General features: G+C 69.4%; 18 protein-coding genes. 6 read left to right on the forward strand and 12 right to left on the reverse strand.

Features of this window, described 5'->3' with window-relative positions; genetic code table 11:
- Window positions 1-152 precede the first annotated feature (152 nt).
- Both ABD810_RS15885 and ccrA read left to right on the forward strand, forming a co-directional pair.
- Window positions 153-6734, forward strand: a complete 6582-nt coding sequence (locus tag ABD810_RS15885; RefSeq protein WP_344939740.1) for an SDR family NAD(P)-dependent oxidoreductase — start codon at window positions 153-155, stop codon at window positions 6732-6734.
- Window positions 6731-8050, forward strand: coding sequence for a crotonyl-CoA carboxylase/reductase (ccrA, locus tag ABD810_RS15890; protein ID WP_344939742.1), 1320 nt, complete (start codon window positions 6731-6733; stop codon window positions 8048-8050). The genes ABD810_RS15885 and ccrA overlap by 4 nt, the downstream gene beginning before the upstream one ends.
- Window positions 8051-8094: 44 nt before the next feature.
- On the opposite strand, the gene ABD810_RS15895 is transcribed toward ccrA, so the two are convergent.
- The 3 genes from ABD810_RS15895 to ABD810_RS15905 all read right to left on the reverse strand — a co-directional run bounded on the left by ABD810_RS15895 (window position 8095) and on the right by ABD810_RS15905 (window position 10861).
- Complete coding sequence (locus tag ABD810_RS15895) at window positions 8095-9276, reverse strand: PucR family transcriptional regulator (RefSeq protein WP_344939744.1); 1182 nt, start codon at window positions 9274-9276, stop codon at window positions 8095-8097.
- Between the two features lie 97 nt (window positions 9277-9373).
- A complete protein-coding gene (locus tag ABD810_RS15900; RefSeq protein ID WP_344939746.1) occupies window positions 9374-9580 on the reverse strand; it encodes an EF-hand domain-containing protein in 207 nt (68 codons plus the stop codon).
- Window positions 9581-10471: 891 nt separating this feature from the next.
- Complete coding sequence (locus tag ABD810_RS15905) at window positions 10472-10861, reverse strand: peptidase inhibitor family I36 protein (RefSeq protein ID WP_344939748.1); 390 nt, start codon at window positions 10859-10861, stop codon at window positions 10472-10474.
- Between the two features lie 232 nt (window positions 10862-11093).
- On the opposite strand from ABD810_RS15905, the gene ABD810_RS15910 reads away from it, so the two are divergent.
- Window positions 11094-11246, forward strand: a complete 153-nt coding sequence (locus ABD810_RS15910) for a hypothetical protein (protein WP_344939750.1) — start codon at window positions 11094-11096, stop codon at window positions 11244-11246.
- Between the two features lie 127 nt (window positions 11247-11373).
- Here the strand turns inward: ABD810_RS15910 and ABD810_RS15915 are convergent, their stop codons facing one another.
- Window positions 11374-11820, reverse strand: coding sequence for an ATP-binding protein (locus tag ABD810_RS15915; protein ID WP_344939752.1), 447 nt, complete (start codon window positions 11818-11820; stop codon window positions 11374-11376).
- Window positions 11821-12224: 404 nt separating this feature from the next.
- On the opposite strand from ABD810_RS15915, the gene ABD810_RS15920 reads away from it, so the two are divergent.
- Both ABD810_RS15920 and ABD810_RS15925 read left to right on the forward strand, forming a co-directional pair.
- A complete protein-coding gene (locus ABD810_RS15920) occupies window positions 12225-13013 on the forward strand; it encodes a helix-turn-helix domain-containing protein (protein ID WP_344939755.1) in 789 nt (262 codons plus the stop codon).
- Window positions 13004-13201: a DUF397 domain-containing protein gene (locus ABD810_RS15925; protein ID WP_344939757.1), complete on the forward strand. Its 198-nt coding sequence runs from the start codon at window positions 13004-13006 to the stop codon at window positions 13199-13201. Before ABD810_RS15920 ends, ABD810_RS15925 begins: the two co-directional genes overlap by 10 nt.
- Before the next feature lie 584 nt (window positions 13202-13785).
- Here ABD810_RS15925 and ABD810_RS15930 read toward each other — a convergent pair.
- Together ABD810_RS15930 and ABD810_RS15935 are read right to left on the reverse strand one after the other, a co-directional pair.
- Window positions 13786-14016: a histidine kinase dimerization/phospho-acceptor domain-containing protein gene (locus tag ABD810_RS15930; RefSeq protein ID WP_344939759.1), complete on the reverse strand. Its 231-nt coding sequence runs from the start codon at window positions 14014-14016 to the stop codon at window positions 13786-13788.
- Window positions 13998-14123 (reverse strand): response regulator, encoded by a 126-nt coding sequence (locus ABD810_RS15935; protein ID WP_344939761.1) that lies wholly within the window; start codon window positions 14121-14123, stop codon window positions 13998-14000. The genes ABD810_RS15930 and ABD810_RS15935 overlap by 19 nt, the downstream gene beginning before the upstream one ends.
- Window positions 14124-14307: 184 nt before the next feature.
- Between ABD810_RS15935 and ABD810_RS15940 the strand changes: the two genes are divergently transcribed.
- Window positions 14308-14547 carry a hypothetical protein gene (locus ABD810_RS15940; protein WP_344939763.1) on the forward strand — a complete coding sequence of 80 codons (240 nt, stop codon included), beginning with the start codon at window positions 14308-14310 and terminating at the stop codon, window positions 14545-14547.
- A 3-nt stretch (window positions 14548-14550) separates the two neighbouring features.
- On the opposite strand, the gene ABD810_RS15945 is transcribed toward ABD810_RS15940, so the two are convergent.
- The 6 genes from ABD810_RS15945 to ABD810_RS15970 form a co-directional block, all read right to left on the reverse strand.
- Window positions 14551-15399 (reverse strand): aldo/keto reductase, encoded by an 849-nt coding sequence (locus ABD810_RS15945; RefSeq protein ID WP_344939766.1) that lies wholly within the window; start codon window positions 15397-15399, stop codon window positions 14551-14553.
- Between the two features lie 285 nt (window positions 15400-15684).
- Complete coding sequence (locus tag ABD810_RS15950; protein ID WP_344939768.1) at window positions 15685-17757, reverse strand: catalase; 2073 nt, start codon at window positions 17755-17757, stop codon at window positions 15685-15687.
- A gap of 114 nt (window positions 17758-17871) precedes the next feature.
- Window positions 17872-18318 carry a DUF6789 family protein gene (locus ABD810_RS15955; RefSeq protein WP_344939770.1) on the reverse strand — a complete coding sequence of 149 codons (447 nt, stop codon included), beginning with the start codon at window positions 18316-18318 and terminating at the stop codon, window positions 17872-17874.
- A 135-nt stretch (window positions 18319-18453) separates the two neighbouring features.
- The gene (locus ABD810_RS15960; protein ID WP_344939772.1) at window positions 18454-19185 is read right to left on the reverse strand and encodes an MgtC/SapB family protein; all 732 of its coding nucleotides are present in this window, start codon (window positions 19183-19185) and stop codon (window positions 18454-18456) included.
- 19 nt (window positions 19186-19204) lie between these two features.
- Window positions 19205-19984, reverse strand: a complete 780-nt coding sequence (locus tag ABD810_RS15965; RefSeq protein ID WP_344939775.1) for a helical backbone metal receptor — start codon at window positions 19982-19984, stop codon at window positions 19205-19207.
- A gap of 46 nt (window positions 19985-20030) precedes the next feature.
- Window positions 20031-20822 carry a (2Fe-2S)-binding protein gene (locus tag ABD810_RS15970; RefSeq protein ID WP_344939777.1) on the reverse strand — a complete coding sequence of 264 codons (792 nt, stop codon included), beginning with the start codon at window positions 20820-20822 and terminating at the stop codon, window positions 20031-20033.
- Window positions 20823-20941 lie beyond the last annotated feature (119 nt).

The following is a 20941-nucleotide window of genomic DNA, read 5'->3' on the forward strand; positions in this document are numbered from 1 at the left end:
ACCCGGTTCCCGGTTTTTGGTGGCTTTCGCGGGGGTGTGGCGTATTAGTGCTGGTGTGACAAAACGGGTCGGCGGAATGTGGTGCGGCGTGGCTCCTTTTCGCACGAGGTGATCGGCTAGGTTGGCCGCTCACTCGTCCGGTTGGAGACGTCGTGGACCTGTTCGGTGAAGATGACATCCGCCGATTCCTGACCGAGCGGATCGCCGCCCGCTGCCAGGTACGCCGGGCCGAGATCGATCCGGATCGTCCGCTGGAGGAGTTCGGGCTGGCCTCGCGGGACGCCGTCGCGATAGCGGGCGAGCTGGAACACCTGCTCGGCCGCACGCTGACCGCGACGCTCGTCTGGGAGTACCCCACGATCAATCGTCTCGCACGCGGGCTGACTCCCGAGTCCCTGCCATCCGGCCCCGGAGAGCAGATCACGGCCGAGGACGCCACGACCTTCGCCGCAGGTACGGAGAGCCTTCCTGAGCCGATCGCGATCGTGGGGCTCGGCTGCCGCCTGCCCGGCGGCATCGAGGGCCCGGCCGCGTTCTGGCGGTTCCTCCTGGACGGAGGGGACGCCGTCGGCGAGGTGCCGGACGGCCGGTGGGACGCCTTCGACGACGGATCGCCGAAGACCGCCGACGTGCTCGCCCGGACGACCAGGTACGGCGGCTTCCTCGGCGACATCGCCGGGTTCGACGCGGAGTTCTTCGGCATCGCTCCTCGCGAGGCCGAGACCATGGACCCCCAGCAGCGGATCCTGCTGGAGACGGCCTGGGAGGCGCTGGAGCACGCCGGCATCGCCCCGATCTCGCTGCGCGGCAGCCGCACGGGAGCCTTTGTCGGGATCTCCGGCAACGAGTACGCCTACCTGACCACCGCCGACCCCGCTGGAGTCGAGGCCTGGACGGCGACCGGAGCCGCGCTCAGCATCGCCGCCAACCGGCTCTCCTACCTCCTCGACCTGCGTGGGCCGAGCATGTCGGTGGACACGGCCTGCTCGTCCTCCCTGGTCGCCGCCCACCTCGCCGTGCGCAGCCTTCGCACGGGGGAGACGGACCTCGCGCTCGCCGCAGGCGTGAACCTGCTGCTGTCGCCGTTCGTCACCATGGCGTTCGACCAGGCCGGCGGCACCGCGCCCGACGGGCGGTGCAAGGCGTTCGACGCCTCTGCCGACGGCATGGTCAGGGCCGAGGGCTGTGGCGTCGTCGTGCTGAAGCGGCTCGGCGACGCCGAGCGCGACGGTGACCGTGTGCTCGCCGTGATCCGCGAGACCGCCGTCAACCAGGACGGCCGGTCCAACGGGCTCGTCGCCCCGAACCCCGAGGCCCAGGAGCGGCTGCTCCGCACGGCCTACTCCGGGCTCGACGGCGGACCCGACTACGTCGAGGCCCACGGCACGGGGACCTTGCTGGGCGATCCGATCGAGGCACGTGCCCTCGCGGCGTCACTGTGCGACGGCCGTTCGACGCCGTTGCTGATCGGCTCGGTCAAGAGCAACCTCGGTCATCTGGAGGCCGCGGCCGGGGTGACCGGTCTGATCAAGACGGTGCTCGCGCTGCACCACGGCGTGATCCCGCCCAGCGTCCACTTCGAGGAGCCGAGCCCGCACATTCCCTGGGACCACCTGGAGGTGGCGACCGAGCCGACGCCCTGGCCCGCGCGGGCGCGGGCCGCCCGGGCCGGGGTGTCGTCCTTCGGGTTCGGCGGCACCAACGCGCACGTCGTCCTGGAACAGCATGTCCCCTCCGGGCGGCCACGCCAGGCCCCCAGCGACGCCGAGGCGCCGGCGCGGCAGGTGTTCCTCCTCTCCGACCGGTCCGCCGACCGGGTCAGGGAGTACGCCCACAGGCTGGCCGACTGGGTCGAGACCTCCGGCCTCACCCCGGCCGAAGGCGAGACCGACCTGGACCTGGAGCATCAGCCCGCCGTCGACGGCTCCGGCGGAGCCCACCACCGGGAGGAACCGGCCCGGCTCGCCGCCATGGCCGAGACGTTACGGCGGCGCACGGGCCGCGGCCGGTCCCGCGCCGCCGTCGTAGCGACGGACCGCACGCACCTCACGACCGCCCTCAGAGCCGTGGGAAACGGCCTGGCCGGTGGTGAATTGGGTGGTTCGGGGGTTGCCGGCCTAGCCGGTGGTGACTTGGGTGGTTCGGGGGTTGCCGGCCTGGCCGGTGGTGACTCGGGTGGTTCGCGGGCTGGTGGTCTGCCCGGCGGTGACCTCCGCGGTGCGTGGGCCGCTACGGGCGTGGCGGCGGATGGTATGTCCGGGCCGGTGTGGGTGTTCAGCGGGTACGGCTCGCAGTGGCCCGGCATGGGCACGAGCCTTGCGGCGGGCGAGCCCGCCTTCGCCGCGGCCGTCGACCGGCTGGAACCGCTGATTCGCGCGGAGGCCGGGTTCTCCCTCAGGGAGGTGTTGCGCGACGGGGCCACGGGCGTCGCCGTCGTACAGCCGATGATCTTCGCGACGCAGATCGCCCTGGCGCGGCTCTGGGCCGCCTACGGGGTGACCCCTGCGGCGGTCGTCGGCCATTCCATGGGCGAGGTCGCCGCCGCGGTCGTGGCCGGAGGGCTCTCGCTCCAGGACGGCGTGCGCGTGATCTGCCGCCGCGCGTCGCTCCTCGGCACGCTGCAGGGCGGCGGCGCGATGGCGGTCCTCGGACTGCCCGCGTCGGAGGTGCCACCGGACCTGCACGTCGCCGTGTACTCGGCGCCTCGCCAGACCGTGGTCACCGGGGACCCCCGCAAGGTGGCCGAGCTCGCCGCCGAGGTGGAGGCTCGTGGCCTGCTCTCACGCATGCTCACCGCCGAAGGAGCCGGGCACTCGCCGCAGGTCAAACCCCTTCTACCGAAGCTGCGCGCCGCCTTGGCCGAGGTCGCGGGAGGCAAGCCCCGGATCCCGTTCTACTCGACGGTGTTCGACGATCCGCGCGAGGTCCCGACCTTCGAGGCGCCCTACTGGGCGGCCGGGGTCCGCCGCCCGGTACGCCTGCTGGGCGCGGTCGAGGCCGCCGCCGCCGACGGGTACGCCGTCTTCACCGAGATCAGCCCACATCCACTGCTCGTCTCCGCGCTGAGCGAGACCCTGCCGCCCGGGACGACGATCACCCATTCACTCCGCCGCTCCAGCGACGCGGAGTTCTACTCGAACCTGACCCGGACCGCCGTGGCGCTGCCCCTGTCCCAGGAGAGGGCCTCTCCGCCCGGGGAGGTGGTCGATGTGCCGCCGCCCCTGGGTGCGGAGAGGGTCTCTCCGCCAGGGGAGGTGGTCGATGTGCCGCTGTCTCTGGCTCGGGAGAGGGTGTCTCCAGAGGTCGTGGATGTGCCGCTGCCCGCGTGGCGGCGCGAGCGCCACTGGGTCGCCGCGCGGCGACCCTCGGTCGCCGGCCGTCCGCTGCTCGGTGTCCATGCGGAAGGCCCTACCGGGCACCTCTGGACCGTCACGCTGGACGACCTCGGCGACGCCCCGTGGGGGCTGGAGGCGGATGACCGGCTGATCGGCGGCCTGCCGGTGTTGCCGCTCGTCGTGGTCGCCGGTCTCGCTCGCGCGGCCGGCCAGGAAGTGTTCGGCACGGTCGACCTCTCCGAGGTGACACTCGACGCGATGCTCCCACTGCCTGCCACCGTCACGACCACCTTGACCCCGCTGGACGTCGACCATGCCCGCGTCGAGATCCACGCGAGGAACGCCGCGGGAAGCTGGATCAAATACGGCGGCGCCCTGGTGACCGGCACAGACGTCACGGGCGTGGGCGCGGGGGCCGGTACTGGGTGCGGTCTGGGCAGGCTGGCCGGGCTGCTCCGGGATGCGGTACGCCTCGATCGGCTGAGTGCGGACGGAACGGTCGGCGCCATCACCACCCGGGCGGCTCCGCCTTCGGCCGTGCCCGTGCCCCTCGCCGGGAAGCTGGTCGAGAGAGCATGGCACCGAGCACCTCTGCCCCCGGAACGCGGGCTCGGCACCGCGCTCGCGGACGGCACCCCGTCGCGGGAGCGAGGCGGGGTGAACAGCGCCCCGTCGCGGGAGCGAATCGGGGCGGACCACGCTCCGTCAGGGGAGCGAGGTGCGGGGGCGTGCGGGTGGCTGATCGTGGCGGGTGAGGGGGATTCCCGGGAGAGGCTCCTGTCCGAAGGCCTGGTGGCTTCCGGTCACTGGGTCGCGCGCGCCTCGTTCACCGACGTCGGAGTCTGGTTCGCCCCGTCCTCCCTCGTGATCCCCGCCCAGCGCCCCGCCCCCGAGAAGCCGGATGGATCCCAGGGACGGCGCGGAGGCGTGTTCGAGGGTGTGGTGCTCGTGGTCCCGCGAGAGCTCGACCCGGCGGCGACGGAACGGTTCCTCCTCACCGTCTCCGGGATCGTAAGGGAGCTGGCGGGGACCTCCTCCCGGCTGTGGCTGCTCACCGAGCGCGCGCAGGCCGTACGGGAAGGGGAGCGGGGAGACCCCGGACCGGCGTCACTGCGCGGGCTGGTACGGGTACTGGCCTTCGAGCACCCGGCCCTGCGCGCGACGCTCGTCGACGTCGACGACCCCGCCCGCCTCGTCCGCGAGCTCGTGGCCGGCGCCCCAGACGACGAGGTGGCCTGGCGCGACGGAGAACGGTACGCGGCCCGGCTGGTGACCGTGGCCCCACCCGGCGCGGGGCGTACTTTCCCGGTGGCGGACTCTTCCAGCGTGGGGCGCGCATCCGCAGTGGCCGACTCACCCGGCGCGGGGGGTACACCCGCGGTGTCAGGTAGGTCTCCTGCGGCAGGTCGTGCGCGTCCCGTCGTCCGGAAGGGCGGGGGGTATCTGATCAGTGGCGGGTACGGGGGGCTGGGTCTCGTGGTCGCGCGGTGGCTGGCCGACCGGGGTGCCGGGCGGGTCGTGGTGAGCGGCCGTTCCGGTCCCACCGCGGAGAGCGCCGCGATCATCTCCGCCATCCGCGACCAGGGCACCGAAGTCGAGGTCGTCACCGGTGACCTGGCGATGCCGGGCGTCGCGGAACGGCTGGTCGATGCCGTGACGACCGGCGGGGTACGGCTGCGCGGGGTGGTCCACGCGGCCGGGACGCTTAACGACCGGGTGGTCGTGGACATGGGCGCCGACGACCTGCACCAGGTATGGTCCGCCAAGGTCCATGGCGGCCTGCGGCTGCACGAAGCCACGCGGGACGCCGATCTCGACTGGTGGGTGGCCTTCTCCTCGGCGGCGAGCCTGCTCGGCTCGCCCGGACAGGGCGCGTACGCGGCCGCCAACGCCTGGCTCGACGCGCTGGCCGGCGAACGGCGCGCCCTCGGCCTCCCGGCCACCACCGTCAACTGGGGTATCTGGGCCGACGTAGGCGGCGCGGGCCGGGCGGCGATGCCGGCCGTCCACCCCATCACTCCCGCCGAGGGCGTCGAGGCACTTGAGGCGTTGCTGCGCTGGAACCGTACGGCGACCGGTGTCATACGGCTGGACATCGGCCAAGCGGTCGCGTTCTTCCCTGAGATCACCCGTATCCCGTTCTTCACGGCGCTCGCCGGTGCGCCCGGGCCGGACCCTGGCTGGAGCCTCGACGCGGTCCTGGCGTCCAGGCCCGAGGAGGCACTGAGGCTGATCACCGACCGTCTCAGGGAGAGGGCGGCCGCCGTGCTCGGCCTGGGGCCTTCCTGGCCGGCCGCGGAGACGGTGCTGGCCGAAGCCGGGATGGACTCGCTCGCGGCGACCCGGCTGCGGGGCGTCATCGACCAGGATTTCGCGGTCGTCCTACCGGCGGCGGCGGTCCTGCGTGGTGGAACCTTAGGCGACCTCGCGGTCACCGTTGCCGTCCGGCTCGGCATCGAGGAGACGAAGGCCACCGTCGCGGAAGGCCCTACGGACCCGGTGAGGACCATCGAGGCCAACGAGGCGGACCAGGGGATCGTTCGGCCATCTCTGCACGAGGTGGACCGTCGGACCGTACGGCCGCTGAGTGCCGCTGCTCGTGGCGGTCAGACGGCTGGGGCGTTGTTCCTCGCGCATCCGGCCGGTGGGACGACGGAGGTGTACTCCCTGCTCGTTGACCTGCTCGGCCAGGATCTGCCGGTGTACGGGCTGGAACGGCTCGACGACGTGGGTCGCCTCGGGGCCGAGCTCGGCGTGCCCGGCCGTGCCGCGCGCTACGTGGAGGCGGTCCGTGCCGTCCAGCCCGAAGGGCCCTATCGACTGGGCGGATGGTCGTTCGGCGGGATCCTCGCCTTCGAGATCGCCCGGCAACTCGGCGCCGACCAGGTGGAGATGGTCGCGATGCTGGACTCCGGGCTTCCCGTACGGCCGCCCGACGCCGAACGCAGGGAGATCCAGGCCCTGCGCTACGCGGACTTCGCCCGGTACCTGACCGAGACCTACGGCGTTCAGGTGGCCCTTACGTACGAAGAGCTGGCGGGCCTGGACGACGCCGCCCAGCTCGCGCTGGTGGAGGAACGGGTGGCCGGGTCCGGCGTGCTCGCCGAGCTCAGCCCGGCCATCCTCAGACACCAGATCACTTCGCACGAGGACACGCGAGCCATCGAGAGCTACCGGCCGGGGACCTACGAAGGCCGGGTGGTGCTCTACCGCACCACCGAGCCGACCCCCTGGGCGGTGGAGGACGCCCGCTACGACCATCCAACCGACCCCTCGCGCGGCTTCGCGCCATACAGCCCCGGGTTGGAGATCGTCACGATCCCCGGCTCCCACCACCTCAACCTGCTCGACCCGCCGTACATCGATCTGGTCGCTGCTCACTTGGGAGGACTGCTTTGAGCCTGGCCCAGGCCGCCGTCGACGGCGCCGAACCAGATGAGCTCCTGCGGCTGGAGGTGCCCACCACCTACCGGGCCGCGCACACGCTCAAGGACGAAGTGGGCATGTTCGGCCCGCTACCCCACGGCACCGACGGTGTCGACAAGGACGTCCGGCGTTCCATCCACGTGGGCGAGGTCCCGATGCCGGAGCTCGCGCCCGACGAGGTGCTCGTGGCCGTGATGGCGAGCGCCGTCAACTACAACACCGTCTGGTCGGCCATGTTCGAGCCGATCCCGACGTTCGCCTTCCTTGAACGCCTCGGCAGGCAGGGGTACTGGGGCGCGCGTCACAACCTGCCGCGGCACGTGCTGGGCTCGGACTGCTCCGGGGTGATCGTGCGGACGGGGGCGACCGTGCGGCACTGGAGGGCGGGGGACCGCGTCGTCGTCTCGACCGCCTACATCGACGACCAGGATCCCATCGTGCAGCACGACGGCATGCTCGCCACCGACCTGCGCGCCTGGGGTTTCGAGACCAACTTCGGAGGCCTGGCCGAGTTCGCCGTCGTCAAGGCCACCCAGCTTCTGCCGAAACCTAGGCATCTGAGCTGGGAGGAGGCCGCCTGCAACATGCTGTGCGCCTCCACCGCCTACCGGATGCTCGTGGGCTCGCGGGGATCGTGCATGAAGCAGGGCGACGTGGTGCTCATCTGGGGCGCCACGGGCGGTCTCGGGGCGTACGGCGTGCAGCTGGTCAAGAACGGCGGAGGCATTCCGGTGGGCGTGGTGAGCTCCGAGCGGAAGGCCGAACTGCTGCACCGGCTGGGGTGCCCGTATGTCGTGGACCGGTCGGCCTTCGAGCACCTGAACGACGAGAAGGCGTGGCGCAGGCTGGGCGCCGAGGTCAGGCGCCTGGTCGGCGAGGACCCGCACATCGTCTTCGAGCACACCGGCCGCGAGACGTTCGGCGCCTCGGTGTACGTGGCCCGCAAGGGCGGTTCGGTCGTCACCTGCGGGTCTTCCAGCGGGTACGCGCACGAGTACGACAACCGTCACCTGTGGATGAAGCTCAAGCGGATCATCGGCTCACACGGGGCGAACTACCAGGAGTGCCACGAGGTCAACCGGCTGTTCTCGCTCGGCATGCTGCAGCCCGCCCTGTCCTCGGTGTACCCGCTGGACCGTACGGGCGACGCCGCGCGAGCCGTGCAGCTCAACCAGCACATCGGCAAGGTGGGCGTGCTGGGTCTCGCCCCGGCGGAGGACCTCGGCATCGAGGACTACGCACTACGCGAGCGGGTCGGTGAGGACGCCATCCGTCTCTTCAGGAGCTGACGGGCCGACGTGGGACTCTCAGCAGCTCAGTGGGTTTCAGCAGGTCAGCGGCTCAACGCCTGGCGGGCGCGGAGCACGATCTCCAGTTCGAAGCGGATGTCGGGGTCGGCGAGCTGGTCCCCGTAGAGCTCCTCGAGCTGCCGCAGCCGGTACCGCACGGTCTGCGGGTGGACGTGAAGCCGGGCGGCGACCTCCCCGGCGCCGCGCCCGTGCCGGAGCCATGCCAGCAGCGTTTCCGCCAGCCGGTCCTGCTGGCTGGCCCGCAGGTGCGCGAGGGGCGCCAGCCGTACCTCCGACAGCGCCCTCACCAGCTCCTCGTCCTTGAAGACGACCAGCGTGGCCATGTGGTCCGAGCAGCGCAGCACGCCCTTGCCCTCGCTGAGTACGCCCCGCTTGACGAGCTCGAGCGCCTCCCTGGCCCACCGCAGCGACGTGGCGGCGTCGAACAGCGGTACGGCTGGTCCGATGGCGGCACGCCAGCCGCGCAGGCCGGTGTCGAGCATCTGTGCCTGGCCTGGCCCCATCGGGTCGGGGACGATCAGGCACGGATGCCTTCGCTCCAGCCCGACCAGCACATCGGGGGCCAGGGACGGCGCGCGGTAGCCGCCGCGTTCCTCCAGCGCCACGCCGGCGACGGTCCTGGGCGGTCGCCAGCCGGCGGCCTTGGCCAGGTCGCCGATGGCCTCGGGGGAGGCGGGTGGCTGGGAGAGCAGCAGGTCGAGCAGGCGGTGACGGCGGCGTTCCATCTCGCCCGCCGCGTTGGCGCGGGCCTCGTTGAAGCCGTCGGTCGCCGCGTCGGCGAGCTGGTCGAGGAAGACGAAGATGGCTTCGCCCAGGTCGTACAGTGTCCTCGGATCGAGCGTGAGCCGTTCGGCCTGTTCGGTCAGGCGGTGCCACGCGACGCGGGCGCCGAGGCGCATGGCGGTCTGGAAGGGTTCGAGGTTGCGGCCTTCGGCGGCCTCGCCACGGCCGATCGCGCGGAACACCTCGGGGTCCCAGGGCTCGTGGGGCCGCTCGATGCGGCTGAGGAACCGCTGGAGCGCCTCGTCGACGGCCAGGCGCAGCACCTTGATGTAGATCTCGTCGGACGGGCGGGCGTACTCAGGCACCCGTTGCTGGATCTCGCTGATCATCTGATCGGCGAGGTCACCGATCGCGGGGCGGAGAAGTGTGGCCACACCGGCCGGAACGGCGGCCCAGAGCTCGTTGTCTGACGTGATCGCCAATTCACCCTCCCGTCGGAGTCCGTCCATTGTGACGTATTGGACAGAGGGTTAGTAGGAGGCGCTCCTTTATTCGGCAGCGCCTCCTCCTGGCACGCGGCTAGCGGGTCGAGGCCAAGTAGGACGAGAACTCCTCCAGGGAGATTCGCCCATCGCCGTCCATGTCCAGCTTCTGGACCGCGATCTGGGCGGCTTCTTCCGACACCGGCTGGCCGAGCACCTCCATGAGGCGCAGCAGCTCCTCGGCGGAGATGAGCCCGTCCTTGTCGGCGTCGACCAAATCGAAGGTCACCGCGTACTCGCTCATTGCCACTCCTCGTTTGATCGTTCGTCCAGCACCTTAGTCCGCTGCCCATCGCTCTTCACCGGTTTTGAGGTAGTTCGTCCAACGGTCGAACCCCCTGACCGGCACGTCCAGGGCAGCCCTCATCTGCCCACGTCGCTGTGGGGCAATCACGGGGATTTCGCGCGGACGTGAACCACGCCCAACCGCACCGCGGTAATGGACGCAATGGACGGCTCGGTTGTGGGTTTTCGGTGGTTCGCCCACTCGGTACCCGTTTGATCGGGGTACCCATTTGCTGCCCACCCGCAGTGGTAGTAGCTCGAAGGGCGAGGGTGGAGCTCAGGGCCGAGGATGGAACTCAGGGGCAAGGCTCGAGCTCAGGGGCGAGGGTGGAGCTGTCGGCTTCACTGGTGAGGGTGTGAGGTGTCGCGTTGGTTGGCATGGTGTTAGGTGAGCAGTCTCAAGGGCGAGGCGGGGTGATAGCCGGCTCCAGCGGAACTGACACGAGCGATGAGCGGCTCGGTTGTGGATTGTCGGTGGTTCGCCCACCCGGCACCCGTTTGATCGGGGTACCCATTTGCTGCCCGCCCGCAGTGGTGACAGCTCGACGGGCGAGGTCGGAGAAGCCCGCGTCCAGGCCTGACGCCTCCAGTAGCGCGAAGAAGCGCGAGTCCGGGCCTGACGCCTCCAGGTAGAAGCCCGCGTCCAGGCCTGACGCCTCCAGTAGCGCGTAGAAACTCGTAGGCGAGGCACCACTAGCTAGGGACGCGCGATCACGGGCTCGTATTCGGTGATGATCGTCTCTTTGGCGCTGCCATCGTCATCGAAATCCTGGTCCAGCGGGTAATGAAGGCGTTGCGCCGGGAGGAATCCCCCCGGCGCATATGCCAACTGGTCGCTTTTGAATGTTTCTTAATCCCCGAACCAGAAGGAGGTGACCTTGTTGTTGAGGTTGCTGCCGAGGTTGGCGGAGATTCCCGAACGGAAGTACGCATTGGCCCCGGTGCAGTTAGCGTGCTCGTAGACCGTCACGGGCGGTATCATCCGGTTGTACACCGAGCTGACCCGGTCGTTCCATGTCGTCGGAATATTGACACAGCCCGACCAGTCCCCGCCGTACTCATAGCGTGCTCCCGAGTAATTGGCGCCATCCCAGATACACAGCCGGGCGGGGCTCGAAAGGCAATCCGACTTCGCGGCGTTCGCGGTGCCCTGGCCGAGGGCGAGGGTGAGCGGGATGAGAGTGGCCGCAGAAAGAATCGCACAAGTGCGCCGCGAGAAGGCAAGGAATCGACGAGACACTGAAACTCTCCTCCACCAGACGAGAACCTGATGTGGATCTTAGCGACGTTACCGACCGAAATCCACATCGAAGCATGACCCATTTAGCGAGGCGACGACAATGGAGTGTTGATGCGCCTTCCCACCAGGCGACGGTACGCTCGGTGATGTTCGATGACGATCGGTAGGACATTCGCAGGCCTGTTATGAGGGGGTCGCCCCGCCGCCGAGAGCGGCTTACGGTTTCACGGCGGTGGAAGGTCACCTGAGTGCCAACGTCGACTCCCCGGAGGCGCAGAACTACGCCAACGGCATCGCGACGACCGCGACCCGGCTCGCCAAGATGTGCCACATCGACACCGACATCACGATCCCGCGCCCGCCGAAGTTCTCCAAACTGGGCTGAAGCCGCAGATCAGGGTGGTCACCTCGGCCTTGCCGCCGGGGCTGTTGACCCGAACTCTCGACACTTCTCGGGCCCGCGGATCGCGGGGGGTGACGGACGCGGTCGATCATGCCGGTGCCGAACCCGCCTACGAACGGTGCTCCTTTTCGATGGCATGGCCAGGCGGGGTGCGTATGGGGCTCCTGCACCATCTGGCCCAGACGGTTTTGCCATGGGTGTCGCGGAACGGGGTGATGCCGTAGTCGTCGGTCAGGGCCTCCACGATGGGCAGTCCTCGCCCGTGGCAGGCTTCGAGCCCGAGGTGAAGCTGGTGGGGTAGCTCGGGCCCGTGGTCGGTGATTCGAAGGCAAAGATCGTCGGCCCCCGCCCACAGAGAGAGCCTTATCGGGGGCGCACCGTAGTTGATCGCGTTCGCCAGTAGCTCGCCCACGACCAGGGCCACGTCATCCGCGAGATCACTCAGCGTCCACGCGATGAGTACGTCCCTGACCAGGCGCCGGGTCTTGCCGACTACCGCCAGTTCGTTGGGCAGATCCCAGCAAACGGTACGCAGGCCGTCCGGCCTTTCGTCCATCGAGGCTCCGTAACTTGTCAGGCGATCCCGGAGGGGAGGTTCTGGCTGATCGAACCGGGTCGTAGTGGTGCGGCGCCGAGGGCCGGTCGCCGGCACCGGAAGTGCCGCCCGTCCTCCGCATCGAGCGCTGGCCGAAGGTCGCATAGTCGATTTCATCAGTATTTGGTGAAGCTCCCATCAAACGCATTGGAGGCCGCATTTCGGACATTGGTGTGGCATGGCAAATACCAAACACCTGGATCTTCCGTGCTGCCGTACGACCGTCTGTCCACAGTTTTTCTCTACCCTTCACACGTTTATAACCAGCGTCGTAGGCTCCGCCTTAACGCGCCGCACGCACCGCCGAAATGTGAATGCGGCATCCATCTCGTGAACGTCTGTGAGGGATCGTGAACGGTAATCGCATGACACCGCTCGAGTTCTTCGCCAGGGAGCTTCGGCAGGCGCGGGAGGCCGCCGGGATGAGCCAGGCCCAGCTCGCGACCGAGATCGTCGGTTACTCCCCGTCCTTCGTCGCGATGGTCGAAACCAGCCGCAGGGTGCCGAAGCCCGACTTCGCCGAGCGCTGCGACCGCGTTCTGGAGACCCGAGGGATCCTCTCGCGTCTGGCCGACGACCTGGTGTGCCGTGGCATGCCACCGGAGTGGCTGGGAAAGTGGCTGCAGATCGAAGGCGCCGCGACGTCATTGCTGTCCTATCAGCCACTCCTGGTGCCCGGCCTGCTGCAGATCGAGCCGTACGCGCGAGAGGTCATCGCCACGTCGGGCAGGCCTTTCGACGTCGACGATCAGGTGGAGGCGCGGCTGGCCCGGCAGCGCATCCTGGCCGTCGACAGCCGGCCGATGCTGGTCGTCGTCCTCGACGAGGGCGTGCTGCGCCGGCCGGTCGGCGGGCCTCAGGTCATGCATGACCAGGTAGTCCATCTGCTCGACGCCGCCCGGCGTCCCGAGGTCGTCATCCAGATTGTGCCGCTGGAAGCCGGTGCCTATTCTGGCCTGGCCGGGCCCTTCGTCATCGCCGATTTCGGCGGAAGGGAGGTCGTCTATGTGGACAACGCGCTCAGCGGCGACGTCGTCGAGCACTCTCCCGACGTGGCGACCATGAAACGCCTCTGGGAATCCCTGCGGGCGGAGGCGCTGCCGACGAAGCAATCGATCGAGCTGATGGCAAAGGTGGCAGAGACATGGACCTGACAGACATGCGCTGGCGCAAATCCTCCTACAGCAGCGGTAATGGCGGCGATTGCGTGGAAGTCGCATCAATTCCTAGCGGCACAGCCGTACGAGACAGCAAGAATCCCGCCGGTGCCTTCCTCCGATTCTCCCCGACCGAGTGGACCGATTTCCTCACTGCGGTGAAGGAAGGAAGGTTCGCCGGCTGACCCACGGAGCCGTTCACCCATCGACGGGATCATTTCTTCGCGCCCTGCCGTTGGGTCCATTCGTACGGGTGAGCGTGATGACCACAGTCGCCGCCGGACTGGCTGCCCCACTGCCTAGCCGTCGACAGTGGTCTCACGCTTTGCCGTCGGTAGTGGTCTCACGCTTTGCCGTCGGCAGTGGTCTCACGGCTTTGCCGTTGAGAGTGGTCTCACGCTTTGCCGTCGGCAGTGGTCTCACGCTTTGCCGTCGGCAGTGGTCTCACGGCTTTGCCGTCAAGGTTAATCTCACGGCTTTGCCGTCGAGAGTGGTCTCATGGCTTTGCCGTCAAGGCTGGTCTCACGGCCTAGCCGTCGAGTCTCGTCCGCGTCTTAACCATCGAGGCTGGTCTTACGACCTCGCCGCCGAGCCTGGGTTCACCAGCTTGCCGTCGAGCCTGGATTCAACTCAGGGTGGGCGGCAGATGGGTGCCCCGATCAAATGGGTGCCGGGTGGGTGAATTTCGTGGATTCCCCACCAGGCCGTTGCTCTGGTTCGCTTCGTGTGTTCGTTGCGCTCGCCCCTTTCTCCCGTCGGCAGGAGGTCATTACCAGGGTGGGCGGCACATGGGTGCCCTGATCAAATGGGTGCCGGGTGGGTGAATTTCGTAGATTCCCCCCGTGGAGTCCAGCTCAGGATGGCCGAGCACAGTGAGGTTGGTGCCCATGCTGGTGAGCGGGGTCCGCAGTTCGTGCGCTGCGGTGGCGGCGAAGGCGCGTGCGCTCTCCAGCGCCTCCCCGGTACGGGCGACCGCCGCCGTCACGCCTGTCGCTCGCACACCTCGATCCCCGACAACCCGGGCATCGACACATCGAGGACGATCGCGTCGGGTGCGGAGCTGTCGGCCAGCTCCAGCGCCTGCCGTCCGGATTCGGTGGTCTCCACGGTGAAGCCGGCCAGTCGCAGGTCGCGCCGCAGGGAACAGGATCGCGGAGTCGTCGTCGACGACGAGAATCCGATGCCCGGTCATCGAGCGGCTCCTGTGCGTTTTAGGGGAGACCAGGGTACGCATGATGTCGAGTCGTGGCGGGTTCAACCGCGTGACGGCCGGAACAGAAGGAGGCGGGCGATGATGGCGACCCAGGACGAGGCCGCGCTGCGCGAGGAACTCCGCATGGTGGAGGAGGATCTGGCCAGGCTGCGAGAGAACGCCAGGGAACTGCGTGAGACCGTCGGAGAACGCTCCATCGCCCCGACCGACTCGGCGGAGATGTCCACGCTGATCACCATGGCCGAGGAGCAGGAAGGCCTGGCCGCGACGCTGGAGGCCAGACGCGAGGAGTTGCTGCGCCGGCTCGGGGAGAGCTGAAGGTCAGTGCATCTCGAGGGGCACCTTGTGGAGAGGCGGGGGGAAGGCGACGTTCAGGACGTGCAGGTCGTTCGGGGAGAGGTCGATGCCCACCGCGGCCCGGTTCTGGTAGACGTGGCCGGGAGTCGCCATCTTGGGGATGGCGTTGACGTTCCTGTGCCTGATCACCCAGGCCAGCGCCACCTGCGCCGGTGTCGCGTCGTGCCGCTCGGCGACGCCGCGCAGCGCGGGATGGCTGAGCAGCTCGCCCTGCTCGATGGGTGAATAGGACATGATCGGGATCTGGTACTCCAGGCACCACGGCAGCAGGTCCCACTCGATGCCGCGCCTCATGAGGTTGTAGAGCACCTGGTCGGTCTGGACGCCCGCGCTGCCGGCGAGCTGTGACAGCTCACGCATGTCGGGTTCGTCGAAGTTGCTCACGCCCCAGTGCCGGATCAGGCCCATGTGCATGAGCTCGGTGAACCCCGCCAGCGTCTCCTCCAGCGGGACCGGCCCTCGCCAGTGCAGCAGGTAGAGATCGAGATGGTCGGTGCCCAGGCGGCGGAGGCTGCCCTGGCAGGCGGCGATCGTGCCGTCGCGTGTGGCGTGGTGCGGCAGAACCTTGCTGACCAGGAAGACCTCGTTCCTGCGCCCGGCGATCGCCTCGCCCACGAGGACTTCGGTGGCGCCGTCGGCGTACATCTCGGCGGTGTCGACCAGCGTCATGTCCAGGTCCAAGCCGAGGCGCAGGGCCGCGATCTCCTGCTCGCGGAATTCGGGGATCTCGGCCATGTGCCAGGTGCCCTGTCCGAGGACCGGGATCACCTCGCCGGACGGAAGTGGGATGGTGCGCATGGTGGTCAGCAACATGACGGATCTCCCTCGGCTGAACATGACCCCCGTCATGTTCCTTGCCGGCCACGAGGTTGAGCGTCCACCGGCGGCCGGCCGGGACGTGTCGCACTTCCATTTCAGCGTACGCCTAGCAGGTCAGCGGGCTGTCGTGGACCACAGCCCAGCAGTCCATGATCAGCCGCAGTGCTCGAAGGGGCTGTCGTAGGCCGAGGTGCCGGCCTTGCCGCCCCATCTGACGCACGTGCCCGTCAATCACGCGGTAGCCGCTGCCGCGGACCTGCTCGGGCGTGTACGGGTTGATCAGGCGGGTACGGCCGCTATGGGACGCCGGTGGAATCGGTGAGCGGCGACGGCCGCCGCGAACGAGGCGAGGAACCCTTCCAGATCCACGTCCGAGGAGGCGAGGACCCCCTGCTCGGAGCCGGGCGGGACGTGCGCGGCCTCCAGCAGCCTGGTGCCCGCCCCCAGGGCACCGATGGCCTTGCCGTGCTTGTAGGCCTCCGTCACGAAGTGAACCGCGTCGCCGTCCTGCGAGAGAGCTCGGACGCTTTCCTCGCCGCCCGGCACCATTACGGCGTCGAACAGCACGGACGCCGTGGTGGGCAGCGCGGTGGTCACCGGGACCCGCTCGCCGTTCACCCCCCGCACGGCGCCACCGCGCGGGGCGACGATCTCGCAGAAGGCCTCCCTGGCCACCAGATCGGCCATGACGGAGTGAACGTGGGAGGCGTCGACGCCGTCCGCCACCAGAAACGCGATCTTGCGGGTGGCGATGGTGTCCGCCGGCTCATGCGCCATGCTCAGCGCGGGGGAGCTCCGGCCGTGGTTGGGGGTGATGGGCGGGCCGGGCGCGTCCACGCCGATGCCCTCGGCGACCTGTACGGCGAGGTCGTGGTCCACCTCGTTCAGGTTGCGGACGACGCCCTCCTGGACGTGAAGGGCGTCCACCTTGCCGAGCTCGAAGCGGAACGCCGCGATGATGTGCTCGCGTTCCCAGTCGGCCATGCTGTTCCAGAACAGGGTCGCCTGGCTGTAGTGGTCGCGGAAGCTTTCGCTCCGCTTGCGGATCTTGTGCCCTTCGACCCGTTCCTGGTAGTGGGTGTAGCCCTTGTCGGCCGCCGGCGCCGGCCAGCCGCCGTCCAGGGAGTTGGGGTGGTACGCCGCCCGGCCCTTGTGGATGAGCATCTGGTGGTAGCCCTCGCGGTGGTGGTCGTGCACCTCCGCGATCGGCCGGTTGACCGGGATCTGCGGGAAGTTGGGCCCGCCGAGCCTGATCAGCTGTGTGTCGAGATAGGAGAAGGCGCGGCCCTGCAACAGGGGATCGTTGGTGAAGTCGATGCCGGGGACGACGTTGCCGAGGTGGAACGCGGCCTGCTCGGTCTCGGCGAAGAAGTTGTCGGGGTTGCGATCGAGCACGAGACGCCCCACGGGCCGCAGCGGCACCTGCTCCTCTGGGATGATCTTGGTCGCGTCGAGGATGTCGAAGTCGAACGCGTGCTCGTCCTCCTCCGCCACGAGTTGGAGGCCCAGCTCCCACTCCGGGTAGGCGCCGCGCTCGATGGACTCCCACAGGTCCCGCCGGTTGAAGTCCGGATCCTTGCCGGCGATCTTCTGCGTCTCGTCCCACACGAGGGAGTGCTTGCCGAGCTTGGGCGTCCAGTGGAACTTCACGAAGGTGGCCAGGCCCTCCTCGTTGACCAGCCGGAAGGTGTGCACGCCGAAGCCCTGCATCATGCGGAAGCTCCGGGGCAGCGCCCGGTCGGACATCAGCCACATCATCATGTGGGTGGTCTCCGGCTGCAGTTGCACGAAGTCCCAGAGCGTCGCGTGGGCCGACGAGGCCTGCGGGATCTCGTTGTGCGGCTCGGGCTTCACCGCGTGCACGAAGTCCGGGAACTTGATCGCGTCCTGGATGAAGAACACCGGGATGTTGTTGCCCACCAGGTCGAAGTTGCCCTGCCGCGTGTAGAACTTCGTGGCGAAACCGCGCACGTCCCGCACCGTGTCGGCCGACCCCCGGGATCCGGCGACGGTGGAGAACCGGACGAAGACCGGTGTCCGCAGCCCGGGCGTGCTCAGGAACTCCGCCCGGGTCAGCAAGCTCAGCGAGTCGTCGTAGGGCTCGAAGAAGCCGTACGCGCCGGATCCGCGGGCGTGGACGACCCGCTCGGGGATCCGCTCGTGGTCGAAGTGGGTGATCTTCTCCCGGAAGTGGAAGTCCTCCATCACCGTCGGGCCGCGTTCGCCCACCTTCAGGGAGTTGTCCGTGTCGTCCACCGGGATGCCCTGGTCGGTGGTGAGGACGGAGTCCCGCTGGTCCACGCGGTAGCCGTCGAGCTGCCGGTCCTTTTCCGTACGGTCGTCGCTGGTCATCGTCGTAACCCCCCGGTCAAGCGTTGAGCGGGACCTTCACGGCCCATGTGGTGTGGTCTGTCCGTGCGCCCTCGGATGGCGCATGGGCGAGCGGCGGAGGGGGAAGCACGGGGCTCAGATCGCGGACGGGACCCGTTCGTCACGGCACAGCTGGTTCAGGGTGAGCACGAGGACGGTGCCGTACACCGTGTGCCCCACGGCCATGACCGTCTGGCGGTCCGGCCGGTCGCGGTGGATCGGGGGAAGGATCTTCAGGCCCGGTACCCATCCCTGGTAGCTGACGGCCCAGATCCCCAGGCCGTACACCAGGCCCAGCGGCAGCCGGGGCTCGCGCCCGTCGACGACCACGGCGAACAGCGCGCCGCAGGCGGCGCCGAAAGCGAAGTGCGCGACCGCGCCGAGCACGCCCTCTCCCGGCTTCGGCCGGTGCCTGGCGCCGGGGAGCGCCGCCCGTGCTATGCGCTTCGGCGGTTGCTCGCCCATCAGCCCGGCTCGGTCTCCGGCGATCATCACCGCACTCATGGCCGCGGTGGCGAGCACGCCGCTGACGGCGCCTTTCACGAGGTTGCGCATCATTGCCGCTACGTGCCCTGACGCGGACACGGGAAAACCGATGATCGATTCAGGGTTTGCCCCCAGATCGGAGCCCGGCCCGATTCAGAGCCCACCGCTGGTCAAGCCGGGTCCGGGCGGCCGTCAGGGCATGGCCGAGTCGGAGTCCTGGCCGGTCACGGCGAGCACACCGTCGATCTCCGCGAGCACGGGCGTCAACTCGGAGATCGGCTCGGGACCGTGCACGGTGAGCGAGAGGGAGACGGTCGCCCGTCCGCGGTCCTCCTGCCCACGGGCCCGCTGGTCGATGGACAACTCGGTCACGCGGAACCCCCGCCGCGTGCACTCCGCGAGCACCCGGCGCAGCACGCCACGGCCCTCGACGTACGTGAGATGGAGCCGTGAGGGGGCGTACTTGGAGCGCGGCAGCCGCGAGGACAGCGGGGGGAGGACGAAGACCGCCACGAAGTGCCCCACGGTGACGATCACGGCCAGCAGCCACAACCCCGCGCCCGCCGCCATCCCCACCGCGGCGGTGAGCCAGATGGTCGCGGCGGTGGTGAGCCCGCGGACGGCGTCCTGCCTGATGAAGATGAGACCGGCGCCGATGAAGCCGATGCCAGAAACGATCTGGGCCGCCACCCGGGACGGATCGACAGTGACGTTCTCCCCGAGGACGTCGTTGAAGCCGTACTTCGACACCAGCATGATGAGGGCGGAGGCGAAGCCCACCAGGGTGTGGGTGCGCAGCCCCGCGCTCTTCTGCCGGATCTCCCGCTCGAGGCCGATCGTGGAGGAGAGCACGAACGCCAGGACCAGTTGCCCGATCTGCTGCCAGCCCTGCCCGGCGAGGTGGACGTGGTACGCCAGCGCCATCGCCCCAGGTTATGGCAGGTCAGGCCGGTGATGCCCTTGCGACTCGTAGCGCTTCTGCCAGTACTTGGGGAGCTTCGGTGAGCGAGGGGCCGTACCACGTCAGGTGCCGGCCGCTCACGAGCGCGGCCGGGATGCCGGGGAAGAAGCCGGGGCCGTCGACGGGCGTGAACCGGTAGGGCTCGTCCGGCAGCACGACGAGATCGGGGCGGGTGCCGAGCAGTTCGGGCAGCGGGATCCGGGGATAGCGCTCCGCGTGACCGGCGTAGACGTTCTGGACGCCAAGGCGCAGGAGCACGTCGCCGGTGAAGGTGTCACGGCCCACGACCATCCACGGCTTGCGCCAGACCGGGATCACGGCCCGGCGGACGTCCCGGGCCAGGTCGGCGTCCCACGCCCGCTCGGCGGCGGCGAGCCACTCGGGCTCGGGCAGCCCCAAGGCGGTGCCGAACATCCGCCGCAGCGACCCGAACGCGTCGTCCAGCGTACGGATGACCGTGACCCAGACGGGCACGCCGGCCGCCCGCAGCGCGTCGAGGTCGGCGACCTGGTTCTCCTCCTCGTTGGCCAGCACCAGGTCGGGCCGTAGGGCCACGATGGCGGCCACGTCCGGGTTCTTGGTGCCGCGCACCCGCGTCACCTCCAGGCCGGGCGGGTGGGAGCACCAGTCGGTGGCCCCGACCAGCATGTCCGGCGCCGTGGCGGCGACCGATTCCGTGAGCGAGGGCACCAGCGACACGACCCGGCGCACCTCACCGGGCGGCCGGACGGGAAGGCCGAGATCATCCTGCGGCGGGGTCATGTGTCGCGAGTCTCCTCATTGGTGTCGCGGGGCGCTGGGAAGTCCTTCACGTCCGTCTTACGGCCTGTGCCCACTGGGCGTCGCGGCTCTCGGGGGCCAGCAGGGCGCAGTCGTCGCACATGCCCCCGCCGGGGACGCGGTAGTAGAGGCAGCAACTGGTGCGGACGAAGAAGTACTGGCCAGGCGCGGGCTCGGCGAGCTCGCCGGTCCCCGCTAGTTCGCCGAGCCGCAGCACCTCGCGGATCAGCCGCGCCGCTCGGGGGGCGAGGTCGGGTCGCGCGACCGGGAGGGTCCTGAGCGTTCCGGCGAGCGCGGAGGCGGCGTTACCCCACAGCAGACTCGGGGCGATCTTGGTGATGTTCTGGATGGCCCTCTCCATCGGCTCCAGCAACTCCGTCACGACGGCGTGGTGCACCAGCACGGCCACCTCGCCCGGCTCGGCCCCGGACACCGACGCCCAGCCCGCCGTCCGGGGCGTCCACAGGGGAAGCGGGCCGGTCGGGACCGGCCGCCAGCGCAGGTGCGCCGGAGCCGCGACGGGCAGCAGGCCATGAGCGGTGACGGCGCCGACGACCGGAGACCACAGCCGCGCCGCCAGCCCCTGGAACAGGATCGACGCCGCCACCCGGCTCTCGCCGGTGCCGAGACGCCGTTCGAAGTCCGTGACCTTCGCACGCAGGGCATCGGTGTCGGAGGACAGCTCGCTGAGCGGCCGCCAGAGGGGGTCGTTCTCGCCGCCCGGATCGGTGGAGACCGCGAAGTACGGCCCGATCGCCGACACGTCGGCCAGGGCCTCCACCAGCCCCACCGGGCCGTCGGCGGGGAACGCGTCGCCCACTCAGCCCTCCTGCGCCGGAAACGGGAGCCACCTGTCGAGTGCCAGCGTAAGGCTCACGTCCGCGCCCGGTCAGCGGGGGAGGGTCATGCCTCACCGCGGAGCCGCCGCATATTACCAAC

The organism is Sphaerisporangium flaviroseum (assembly GCF_039537005.1).
Lineage (GTDB): Bacteria > Actinomycetota > Actinomycetes > Streptosporangiales > Streptosporangiaceae > Sphaerisporangium > Sphaerisporangium flaviroseum.

What these genes read in the sequence shown, in the direction of transcription:
- ABD810_RS15900 (WP_344939746.1), bottom strand. Translation starts at nt 9,580, where the DNA reads ATGAGCGAGTACGCGGTGACCTTCGATTTGGTCGACGCCGACAAGGAC.
- ABD810_RS15915 (WP_344939752.1), bottom strand. Translation starts at nt 11,820, where the DNA reads ATGGACGAAAGGCCGGACGGCCTGCGTACCGTTTGCTGGGATCTGCCC.
- ABD810_RS15920 (WP_344939755.1), top strand. Translation starts at nt 12,225, where the DNA reads ATGACACCGCTCGAGTTCTTCGCCAGGGAGCTTCGGCAGGCGCGGGAG.
- ABD810_RS15925 (WP_344939757.1), top strand. Translation starts at nt 13,004, where the DNA reads ATGGACCTGACAGACATGCGCTGGCGCAAATCCTCCTACAGCAGCGGT.
- ABD810_RS15940 (WP_344939763.1), top strand. Translation starts at nt 14,308, where the DNA reads ATGATGGCGACCCAGGACGAGGCCGCGCTGCGCGAGGAACTCCGCATG.
- ABD810_RS15945 (WP_344939766.1), bottom strand. Translation starts at nt 15,399, where the DNA reads ATGTTGCTGACCACCATGCGCACCATCCCACTTCCGTCCGGCGAGGTG.
- ABD810_RS15950 (WP_344939768.1), bottom strand. Translation starts at nt 17,757, where the DNA reads ATGACCAGCGACGACCGTACGGAAAAGGACCGGCAGCTCGACGGCTAC.
- ABD810_RS15960 (WP_344939772.1), bottom strand. Translation starts at nt 19,185, where the DNA reads ATGGCGCTGGCGTACCACGTCCACCTCGCCGGGCAGGGCTGGCAGCAG.
- ABD810_RS15965 (WP_344939775.1), bottom strand. Translation starts at nt 19,984, where the DNA reads ATGACCCCGCCGCAGGATGATCTCGGCCTTCCCGTCCGGCCGCCCGGT.